The sequence below is a fragment of the Streptomyces sp. NPDC056361 genome, from assembly GCF_042262805.1.
Classification (GTDB): Bacteria; Actinomycetota; Actinomycetes; order Streptomycetales; family Streptomycetaceae; genus Streptomyces.
The window spans coordinates 1-9,925 of record NZ_JBHJQI010000209.1; the positions used below are offsets into that span (position 1 = coordinate 1).

Consider the following 9,925-nt stretch of genomic DNA (forward strand, 5'->3'; position numbering starts at 1 on the left):
GTGTCCTCTTGTTCTCCGGAGAACAAGAGGACACGGGGCCGTGTGATGCGCGAACGCTCCAGAACTACCGGGCCGGCCGAGATAGGCCTCGATCGAGCGCCCGGGCGTCAGGTTGCTGTGGGCGAGGGGCACGGAGGCCGGCGAGGCCTCCCGCGTCAGCCGGGCCAGGACCACGGCGAACGCCACCATGCCCGTGAGGGCCGTGAGGGCGACGAGCGCCCGCACGAACCGACCCGGGCCGCACCGGACCGGGACCGCGGACCAGGGCGCCGCGGTTCCGCACCCTCCTCCTCGTGTGCGGGGCTGCCGCCCGCCACGGCACTGCCCACCCACCGGCGGAACCTGCCGAGCCCTCCGTCCGGGCCGGCGGGATCAGTCGGCCGGTGACCAGCAGGCGATCACCCTTCCACTACCGGGGGATAGTCGCGTCCAGCCGCCGGACACCTCGATCACCACCACTCCCGAGGTCGGGAAGCCCGCCTACACCCGCTCCAGCAGGTCCGGAGGGCCGCTCCCGCACAGGCCGGCGGTCGGCTCGTGGATCCCCGGGTTGTGTCCGGCGAGAACCACGGCGCGAAGGCCCGGTCCCCGCTCCGCCAGTACGGAGACCAGCTTGCTCGGCGGCGTGTTGTAGAGGCGCCCGTCGTGGACGACGGGCGGCGGGTCGTCCAGCGCGGAGGCCGCGAGCCGCCAGGTCCGCTAGGACCGGCGGGTCCTGCGGGTCCTGCAGGTCCTGCAGGTCCTGCAGGTCCTGTAAGACGGGGAGCAGAGCACGAAGTCGGGCCTGGGACCGGAGTCCGCGAGCCAGTGGCCGGCCCGGGGCGCATCACCCCTGCCCCGCTTGCTCGGCTCGCGGTCGAAGTCGTCGATCCGCCGGTCCTTGCGCACGGCCTTCGCGCGGCGCACCGGCAGCAGCCGGAACCCGGCCGCGCCGTCGCCACCCGGTGACGTCCGCCGGGATCCGCCGGGATCCGGACTTCAGGGACATGGCGTCTCCTTCCGCGCGTACGGCTCCGGGTCGTTCCGAAAGGTGCGACTCCCCGCCTCGGTGGCCGCACGCACCGGCGCGGCCGGCGCCGCGCCCCGGTCGTGCAGTCGGGCCGGAACTCGACGCTGACGGCCTGCCTCGATCATCTCGACGCTCACGACGGCGTCGTATCGGCCCCCAGCGTCGCGGTGGTCGAGGAGTTGGACGGTCACGCGACCTGCGACACCGCCGACCCGGGCAACGCGCCGGCGGGCGAGGTCGAGCGGCTCCTCGAAGAGGGTGACGGTGTGGGCGCGGGCGCCGCGCGGCCTCCTTCGGCGGGAGGTCGTCGAGGAGCTACCTCACGCCGATCACGGCCCGGACCGCCCCACACGGGGGCACCTCACGCCTCTGCCGCAGCCTCGGCCTCGGCCTCGGGCACTGCCTCGCCCACGCCCCCACCCCCGGCCTCCGCCAGATCCTCGGCCTCCCAGCGCAGCAGGTCGCCCGGCTGGCATTCGAGCACCTCGCAGAGGGCGGCGAGCGTCGCGAAGCGCACCGCCTTCGCGCGGCCGTTCTTCAGCACCGCCAGATTGGCGGGCGTGATCCCGACCCGGTCGGCGAGCTCCCCGACGGACATCTTCCGCCGGGCCAGCATCACATCGATGTCGACGGCGATCGGCATCAGATCACCTCGTCCAACTCGGCCCGCATCCGCGACGCTTCGACGTCACGCGCGACGGCCTGGGCCAGCAGCATCCGCAGTACGAGCACGATCAGCGCGACGCCCAGGATCGCCACTCCCACCCCGGCCATGATCACCGTCACGCCCGGATCCTCGCGCTGCCCCGGCGCGTTGATCGCCGTCACCGCGAACCACACGAGAGCGGCTGCCACGATCGAGCCGATCACCCCGTCCACGTATCGGAACGCGGCGTGCGAGAACACCGTCCCTCGCCGAACCATCGTCACCAGCCGCCACACGCACACCACCGCGACCTGCGCCGCCCCCATGCCCAGCATCGTGGCCACCCGAAGCGGCGTCAGCGGCAGCGACCCGTCCTCCGGATCCGTCGCCAACGCCCACACCATCAACACCTGGACCCCCACCGTGCCGGCGAGCACCACCGCGAGCACGGCACGCAGCGCGCGCACTGTCAGCTTTCCCATGACCCAGCCTTCCATCGAGTTGCGATGGGAATCTATCGATATTCGATAGGTCCGGCAAGAGGTGGCGGGTGGGGCGCGGGTGCGGGCCGTTGAATGGACGCAACGTCTAGTCTAATCTCTAGACTAGACGCAACGCCTCGTCTATTCATTGACGTGCGCGTCGCGTCGACGACTCCACGCATCTCGTCGAAGGGTTGGCTTCATGCCGTACAAGAAGGACCGCGCTCGGGTGGGTGCGGGGAGCCGGGCGGGGAGAGGGCGGTTCGGGGCGGGGGCCGTGGCGTTCGCGTTCTGGGTGGTGATGGCGGGGACGACGGTGCCGACGCCGCTGTATCCGTTGTACGGGGAGCGGTTCGGGTTTTCGCCGATGACGGTGACGGTGATCTTTGCCGTGTATGCGATGGGGGTGGTCGCGGGGTTGCTGGTGTTCGGGCGGTTGTCGGACCAGGTGGGGCGGCGGCCGGTGCTGGTGGTGGCGACGTTGCTCGCGGCGGGGGCGGCGGGGGTCTTCCTGGGGGCGGAGCAGGTGGGGGTGCTGCTGGTGGCTCGGGTGGTGTCGGGGTTCTCGGCGGCGCTCGTGACGGGGGCGGGGACGGCGGCGCTCACCGAGCTGATGCCGTCGGGTGGGAGGGTCGCGGCGCCGATGGTGGCGCTGGGGGCGAACATGGGCGGGTTGGCCTGCGGGACGTTGATGGCGGGGATATTGGCCGATGTCGCGCCGGATCCGCTGCGGACCCCGTGGATCGTGATGGTGGTGCTGTCGGTGGTCGGGCTCGTCGGTGTGGTGGTGACGCCCGAGACGGTGGCGCGGCGGTCCGCCGTGACGCTCCGGTTCCAGCGGCTGCGCGTCCCGTCGGAGATGCGGTCGGACTTCCTGCGTGCGGCCATGGCGGCCGGGGCGGGGTTCGCGGTGCTGGGTGTGCTGACCGCGGTGGCGGGACTGTTCCTGGGGAGGGTGCTCCACGAGTCCGGCCACGCGCTCGCGGGGTTCGTCGTCTTCGTCGCCTTCGCCTGCACCGCGCTGGGGCAGCTGGCGGTGCGTCGGTTCCGGGCCGAGGTCGCCCTGCCCGCGGCGTGCCTGGGGCTGATCGTCGCCGCGGCGCTGATCGCCACGGCCATGGCGACCGAGAGCCTGGTCCCGCTGCTGATCGGCGCGGCCGCGAACGGGCTGGCGACCGGCGTCGCCCTCGGGCACGGCGTCGGGAGCATCGCCACGCGTAGTGCCCCGGAGCAGCGTGGCGCCGTGGTGTCGACCTTCTTCGCCGTCCTCTACGCGATGCTCGCCGTCCCCGCGATCGGTGTCGGCGTGCTGATCCGGGCGACGGGTCTGCGTCCGGCCGGAGCGGCCTTCAGCGCCGTGGTCGCGCTGCTCGCCCTGGTCGTGCTGCTGAGTCTGGTCCGCCCCCGTGCGCGTGCACGTACGCGCGCGACGTACGGTGTGCGCCCGTGAGCGGGCCGGTGGCGGCGGGCGGTGGCGTGCCAGAATCGCGGGAGGTGCACGAACCGAGGAGTGAGCGACCATCAGTGCCGCAGGGAAGACCGACGGACGGACCGGATCCGAGGGCGGACGCTCCCCGTCCGCAGTCGTCAGCCGGACGGGCCCCCGGCGCAGTGAGAGCATCCGCCTCGCGGTGCTGAACGCGGCGGACGACCTGCTGGTGGAGCAGGGGTTCACGGCGACGACGATCGAGGGCATCGCGGCGCGGGCCGGTGTCGCCAAGCAGACGATCTACCGGTGGTGGAAGTCCAAGGTCGACATCCTGCTCGACGCCCTCACCGACGACGCCCGCGAGGCACTGGCGTGGGCCGTGCCGGCCGGCACGGCCGCCGAGGACCTCACCGCCCACCTGCACCGCGTCGCCGACTTCTTCCAGGAGCCGGCCGGGCAGGTGCTCCAGGCGCTGCTCGGCCACGCCCAACTCGACAAGGACGCCGCCGCCGCACTGCGCGAGGGCTTCCTGCTCGAACAGCGCGAGCGGGACGTGGCCGGACTCGGCGCCCTGCTCGAACGCCATACGGGTCGGGCGCAGGACCCGGCCGCCGTCGACCGGCTCGCCGATCTGCTGCTCGGCCCGGTCTACTACCGGGTCCTCGTCCTGGGCCGCCCCGCCGACAGGGAACTCCTCGACGCCACGGCCCGGATCGTGCTGGGTTCGGCGGGCTGACCTGCGTCCGGCCCGGCGCACGCGCCGACCGCTGGTGGTCGGCGCGCGCTCCGGGAACACGCGCGTCCCGCTCCGGGGCTCAGGCGCTGTTCGCGTCCAGGAGGCGGTGGGTGCGGGGGCTGGCGCCGCCCAGGGAGAGGGTGATGCCGAGGCTCGCGCACATGCGGTGGGCGCGGGCGAGGGCGCTGAGGGTGGCGGGGGTCGGGTCGGCGGCCGGGAGTTCGATGACGACCCGCGCGGGGCGGTGCGCTTGGACGAGCGCCTGGATCTGGAGGGCCGCGGCGGCCCGGTTGGTGACGTCCAGGTCGTGGTGGAGGGTCACGTGGAGGACGTCCGTCCCCACGGCGTGGCTGATGAGCATGGAGTCCCTCCGCGCAGGACGACAAGGGCCCACGACCGTGTGCGGTGTGGGCGGTTCGTCCGAGGATGTCACGCGAACGGTCCCGGCGGTGTTCTCGTGACGCCGACGGCGCGGAGTGTCTGTCCGGACGCGTCCGGACGGGTCGCACGAGGCCGTGCGGGACGCGGTGGGACGCACCCGAGTCGGGGCGCCGGGCGCGTACGAGGTCCGGTGGAGCGGACGGAGCCGGGCGGGGCGTGATTCACGTATATGAATCAGGGGGGTCCGCGGCTAGGGTGGGCAGGGCCGGTGGTGACCGGTCGAGATCCCGAACACGACCCTTACTCACCAGGCGGTTCACATGACGCAGTTCGACCTGCCCCTCGATCAACTCCGCACCCACCGCAGCACGTCCGTGGAGCCGGGGGACTTCGACGTCTTCTGGGCGAAGACCCTCGACGAAGCGCGCGCGCACGACCTGGAGGCGCGCTTCGAGCCGGTCGTCACGGGGCTGGCCACGGTCGAGACCTTCGACGTCACGTTCAACGGCTTCGGCGGGCAGCCGGTCAAGGGCTGGTTCGTCGTGCCCGCGGGGACCACCGAACCGCTGCCGGTCGTGGTGGAGTTCCTCGGGTACGGCGGTGGGCGCGGCCTGCCGCACACGCACCTGCTGTGGGCGTCGGCCGGGTTCGCGCACTTCGTGATGGACACGCGCGGTCAGGGCAGCGCCTGGGCCGGTGGCGACACGGCCGACCCGGTCGGCAGCGCGCCGTCGTTCCCCGGTTTCATGACGAAGGGCGTCGAGGACCCGTACACCTACTACTACCGGCGGCTCTTCACGGACGCCGTCCGCGCCGTGGAGGCGGCGCGCTCGCACCCCCTGGTGGACGCGGGGCGGACGGCGGTGACGGGGGGAAGCCAGGGCGGCGGGATCACCCTCGCCGTGGCGGGTCTGGTCCGCGGTCTGGTGGCGGTGGCGCCCGACGTGCCGTTCCTGTGCGACTTCCCGCGGGCGATCACCGTCACGGACCGCACCCCGTACCGCGAGATCGGCAACTACCTCAAGACCCACCGCGGTCGGGTGCGGCAGGTGCGGGACACGCTGGCGTACTTCGACGGGGTCCACTTCGCGGCCCGCGCCACGGCCCCCGCCCTGTTCTCGACGGCCCTCGAGGACCAGACGTGCCCGCCGTCCACCGTGTTCGCCGCGTTCAACGCGTACGCGGAGCAGGACAAGGCCATCGAGGTCTACGACTTCAACGACCACGAGGGCGGCGGCCCCTTCCAGCAGGCGGCGCAGCTGCGCTGGCTGACGGAACGGCTGCGCGGATAGGCGCAGCCGGGTCGCAGCCGGGTCGCAGCGGGCCCGTCAGGCGCGGCCGCGCAGGGCGGCCGCGTAGGCCTCGTCGGGGTCGAGGCGGCGGAGTTCCTCGGCGATGAGTTCGGCGGTGGTGCGGACCTTGAGGGCGAGGACGCGGCTGGGCTGGCCGGGGATCGCGAGCCGGGCCACCGGGCCCTCGGGCCGGTCGATGCGGATCTCTCCGTCGGCGGTGTCCATGCGTACGGCGGTGACGACGGGGCCGTCGGTGACGACCCGGTCGACGGGGACGCCGAGGCGGACCTCGAACCAGCGGGCGAGGAGTTCGGCGCTGGGGTTCTCCGCCTCGCTCTCGACGGCGGCCGACGTCACGGTGGCGAGCGGCGCCTGGTCGAGGGCGGCGGCCAGCATCGAGCGCCACGGGGTGAGCCGGGTCCAGGCGAGGTCCGTGTCGCCGGGGGCGTAGGAGGCGGCGCGGGCTTCGAGGGCGGCGAGGGGGTCCTCGACCGCGTACATGTCGGTGATGCGGCGCTGGGCGAGTGATCCCAGGGGGTCGAGGGAGGGGACGTCGGGGGCGTCGACGGGCCACCAGACGACGATCGGGGCGTCCGGCAGGAGCAGCGGCAGGACCACGGAGTCGGCGCGGGCGCCGAGTTCGCCGTGCAGCCGGAGCAGGACCGTCTCGCCCGAACCCGCGTCGGTGCCGAGCCGGACCTCTGCGTCGAGCCGGGTCTCCTGCCGCCCGCGGGGCGCGCGGGCGTGGCGCTTGATGACGACGAGCGTGCGGGAGGGGTGCTCTCGCGAGGCCTCGTTGGCCGCCTTGACCGAGTCGTAGGCGTTCTCCTCGTCGGTGACGACGACGAGGGTGAGCACGGCGCCGACGGCGGGGGTGCCGACGGCCCTGCGACCCTGCAGGATCGCCTTGTTGATCCTGCTGGAGTCCGTGTCCGTCAGATCGATCTTCATGCGCGGCGCCCGTCCCTTCCTCTGCGGCGAGCCTAACGCTCCCGCGCGGTGGTCGCGTGCGGGTCCCCCGGCTTCTCGCCTCAGGGCCCGTCCGGAAGCAGAGCCCTGCCCTGCGGGCTACGACGGGAAGGTGACGACAGGCCCTAGGCCGGGTCCGGCTCCGGGTCGGCTTCCGGGTCGGCTTCGTCGTCGGCCTGTTCCGCGGCGCGGCGGCCGACGACCGCGGCGGCGGCGAGGGCGGTGCCGATGAAGGCGGTGGCGACCACCCAGGGGCGGTCGAGGACGTGCCCGGTGGCGTGGTCGAGGGAGTAGCGGCCGGCGCCGGTGATGCCGATCGCGGCGGCGGTGAAGCCGAGGAACGCCGGGTACTCGTAGCCGCCGGCCGCGGCGAAGAAGCCCGCGGGGGCGTGGACGGCGACGGCTCCCGCCATGGCACCGGCCGCGGCGGCGCCGGCGGCGGGGGTGGCGAGGCCGAGGGCGAGCAGGGCGCCGCCGCCCGCCTCGCCGAGACCCGCGGCGATGGCGCTCTCGCGGCCCGGGTTGAAGCCCATGGCCTCCATCGCCTTGGTGGTGCCTTCGAGGCCGCTGCCGCCGAACCAGCCGAGGAGCTTCTGGGTGCCGTGCGCAGCGAGGACGGCGCCGGTGCCGACCCTCAGCACGAGCAGCCCGAGGTCGCGTCGGTTGAGGTGGGCCATGAGGTTCTCCAGGTGCGGGAGGCGGAGGCGTACGCGTCCACTCTCGTCCCGCTCGCTCCGCGGCGCCCTTCGAACCACTACCCGAATAGTCCACTTGAGTCATCTTTTGCGCCGTTTGTCCACTGTTGCTTGACTGAGTGGACTTTCGACCCCTGAGGGAAGTGGGTACGCATGACCACCGAGGCCACCGGGACCGCAGCCCTGCGGGAGAAGGTCCGGGCGCTGATGCCGCGGGCGAAGGAGGACCTGACGGAGCTGGTGTCGATGCGCTCGGTCGCCGACCCGCGCCAGTTCCCGCCCGAGGAGTGCGCCAAGACCGCCGACTTCCTCGTACGGGCCTTCACCGAGGCCGGCCTGCGCGACATGCGGCGGGTGACGACCCCGGACGGCACGGACGCGGTGGTCGGCCACGCCCCGGGCCCCGAGGGGGCGCCCACGGTCCTGCTGTACTGCCACTACGACGTGCAGCCGCCACTGGACGACGACGCCTGGCGGACGCCTCCGTTCGAGCTGACCGAGCGCGACGGGCGCTGGTACGGGCGGGGCTCGGCCGACTGCAAGGGCAACATCGCCATGCACCTGACGGCACTGCGGGCGCTCGGCGGCCCGGAGGGCCGGGGGTTCCCGGTGAACATCAAGTTCGTGGCGGAGGGCTCGGAGGAGCAGGGCACGGGCGGCCTGGAGCAGCTGGTGCCGCTCCAGCCCGAACTCTTCGCCGCCGACACCCTGCTGATCTGCGACACGGGCAACTTCGCCCTGGGCCTGCCCACCACGACCACCTCGCTCCGCGGGCTCACCAACGTCGTCGTCACCGTCTCCACGCTCAAGGGCGAGATGCACTCCGGCATGTTCGGCGGACCGGCGCCGGACGCGCTCGCCGCGCTCGTCCGGATCCTCGACAGCCTGCGCGACGAGCACGGCAACACGGCGGTCAAGGGGCTGTCCGGCGACGGCGTCTGGGAGGGCGTGGACTATCCGCCCGAGCAGTTCCGCACCGACGTGGGCGTCCTCGACGGCGTCTCGCTCGTCGGTACGGGCTCGGTCGCCGACGAGCTGTGGGCGCGGCCCGCCGTGACCGTGCTGGGCATCGACTGCCCGCCGGTGGTGGGCTCTTCGGCGGCCGTGCAGGCGAAGGTGCGGGCCCGGGTCAGCCTGCGGGTGCCGCCGGGGATCGACGCCGACGACGCCCGTCGCGCCCTCACCGACCATCTGACCGCGGCCGCGCCCTGGGGCGCCCGGGTGGAGGTGGAGCCGGAGAGCGCCGGGCAGCCGTTCCGCGCGCGCACCGACGGTCCCGCCTACCGGGCCCTCGGGTCGGCGCTCCGCGAGGCGTACGGGAAGGACATGGTCCAGTCCGGGCAGGGCGGGTCGATCCCGCTGTGCAACGTGCTGGCCGAGTACTTCCCCGACGCGGAGATCGCGCTCATCGGCGTGGAGGAGCCGGGCTGCCTCATCCACGCGCCGAACGAGAGCGTGGATCCTTCGGAGATCGAGCACATGGCGCTCGCCGAGGCGCTGTTCCTGAACTCCTACGCGTCGGCGCGCTGAAGCTGGATCCGCGACCGGCGCACCCCGCCCCCTCCTTTCCCCTTTCCCCTTTCCTCTTCCCCCGCCCCCTTCCGCTCCTCCCCACCCCCCTCTCCCGTCCTCGACGAAAGGACCGGTGCCGTCCCATGACAGAGACTCATGACCGACCCCCGCATCAGGACGTGCCGCCCGGGCCCCTCGCCCTGCTCGCCGGGATCGCGTGGCAGGCGCTGCTGATCGCCGGGCTCGCCGCGGCGGTCCTCGGCGTCATGGTCCTGGCGTGGCCGGACGCCTCCCTCTTCGTGGCGGGTGTGCTGTTCGGTCTGTACCTGCTGTTCAGCGGTGTGATGCAGCTGGTGGCCGCCTTCGGGACGCACGCGTCCACCGCGCTGCGGGTCATGGCGTTCATCAGTGGCGCGCTCTCGATCCTGCTGGGCCTGTTCTGCTTCAAGGGCGCGACGCAGTCGGCCGTGCTGCTCGCCCTGTGGATCGGGATCGGCTGGCTCTTCCGGGGCATCACCCAGACCGTGGCGGCGGCCTCCGACCCGGAGATGCCGGCGCGCGGCTGGCAGGTCTTCCTCGGCATCGTCAGCGCGCTGGCCGGGGTGGTGCTGATCGTGTCGCCGCTGGAGTCGGTCGCGGTCCTCACGCTCCTCGGCGGCATCTGGCTCATCGCCGTCGGCGCGGTGGAGGTGGTCACGGCGTTCATGGTGCGCTCGCGGGCCAAGAACCTGCCGCCGGGGGCCTGATCCACGGACCTCGCGCGAGGACGTCCGC

General features: G+C 73.2%; 10 protein-coding genes and 1 pseudogene. 5 read left to right on the forward strand and 6 right to left on the reverse strand.

Features of this window, described 5'->3' with window-relative positions; all coding sequences use genetic code 11:
* Positions 1-978: 978 nt before the first annotated feature.
* The 3 genes and pseudogenes from ACFCY7_RS37695 to ACFCY7_RS37705 all read right to left on the reverse strand — a co-directional run.
* A pseudogene (locus tag ACFCY7_RS37695) lies at positions 979-1,278 on the reverse strand (SAM-dependent methyltransferase); the annotation flags it as partial.
* Positions 1,279-1,370: 92 nt separating this feature from the next.
* Positions 1,371-1,652, reverse strand: coding sequence for a helix-turn-helix domain-containing protein (locus ACFCY7_RS37700; protein WP_376490595.1), 282 nt, complete (start codon positions 1,650-1,652; stop codon positions 1,371-1,373).
* The gene (locus ACFCY7_RS37705; protein WP_376490596.1) at positions 1,652-2,137 is read right to left on the reverse strand and encodes a DUF2975 domain-containing protein; all 486 of its coding nucleotides are present in this window, start codon (positions 2,135-2,137) and stop codon (positions 1,652-1,654) included. Before ACFCY7_RS37705 ends, ACFCY7_RS37700 begins: the two co-directional genes overlap by 1 nt.
* Positions 2,138-2,414: 277 nt before the next feature.
* Here ACFCY7_RS37705 and ACFCY7_RS37710 point away from each other — a divergent pair, with 277 nt between their 5' ends.
* Together ACFCY7_RS37710 and ACFCY7_RS37715 are read left to right on the forward strand one after the other, a co-directional pair.
* Positions 2,415-3,587 carry an MFS transporter gene (locus tag ACFCY7_RS37710; protein ID WP_376490597.1) on the forward strand — a complete coding sequence of 391 codons (1,173 nt, stop codon included), beginning with the start codon at positions 2,415-2,417 and terminating at the stop codon, positions 3,585-3,587.
* A gap of 181 nt (positions 3,588-3,768) precedes the next feature.
* On the forward strand, positions 3,769-4,302 hold the full coding sequence (locus tag ACFCY7_RS37715) for a TetR/AcrR family transcriptional regulator (protein WP_376490598.1): 534 nt from the start codon (positions 3,769-3,771) through the stop codon (positions 4,300-4,302).
* 79 nt (positions 4,303-4,381) lie between these two features.
* Here ACFCY7_RS37715 and ACFCY7_RS37720 read toward each other — a convergent pair whose 3' ends face one another.
* Positions 4,382-4,663, reverse strand: coding sequence for a hypothetical protein (locus ACFCY7_RS37720; RefSeq protein WP_376490599.1), 282 nt, complete (start codon positions 4,661-4,663; stop codon positions 4,382-4,384).
* A gap of 340 nt (positions 4,664-5,003) precedes the next feature.
* On the opposite strand from ACFCY7_RS37720, the gene ACFCY7_RS37725 reads away from it, so the two are divergent.
* Positions 5,004-5,975 (forward strand): acetylxylan esterase, encoded by a 972-nt coding sequence (locus tag ACFCY7_RS37725; protein ID WP_376490600.1) that lies wholly within the window; start codon positions 5,004-5,006, stop codon positions 5,973-5,975.
* 36 nt (positions 5,976-6,011) lie between these two features.
* On the opposite strand, the gene opcA is transcribed toward ACFCY7_RS37725, so the two are convergent.
* Together opcA and ACFCY7_RS37735 are read right to left on the reverse strand one after the other, a co-directional pair.
* Complete coding sequence (gene opcA, locus ACFCY7_RS37730) at positions 6,012-6,926, reverse strand: glucose-6-phosphate dehydrogenase assembly protein OpcA (RefSeq protein WP_376490601.1); 915 nt, start codon at positions 6,924-6,926, stop codon at positions 6,012-6,014.
* A 143-nt stretch (positions 6,927-7,069) separates the two neighbouring features.
* The gene (locus ACFCY7_RS37735) at positions 7,070-7,621 is read right to left on the reverse strand and encodes a DoxX family membrane protein (RefSeq protein ID WP_376490602.1); all 552 of its coding nucleotides are present in this window, start codon (positions 7,619-7,621) and stop codon (positions 7,070-7,072) included.
* A 171-nt stretch (positions 7,622-7,792) separates the two neighbouring features.
* Here ACFCY7_RS37735 and ACFCY7_RS37740 point away from each other — a divergent pair, with 171 nt between their 5' ends.
* Positions 7,793-9,169 carry a dipeptidase gene (locus tag ACFCY7_RS37740; protein ID WP_376490603.1) on the forward strand — a complete coding sequence of 459 codons (1,377 nt, stop codon included), beginning with the start codon at positions 7,793-7,795 and terminating at the stop codon, positions 9,167-9,169.
* A 125-nt stretch (positions 9,170-9,294) separates the two neighbouring features.
* Positions 9,295-9,897 (forward strand): HdeD family acid-resistance protein, encoded by a 603-nt coding sequence (locus ACFCY7_RS37745; RefSeq protein ID WP_376490604.1) that lies wholly within the window; start codon positions 9,295-9,297, stop codon positions 9,895-9,897.
* Positions 9,898-9,925 lie beyond the last annotated feature (28 nt).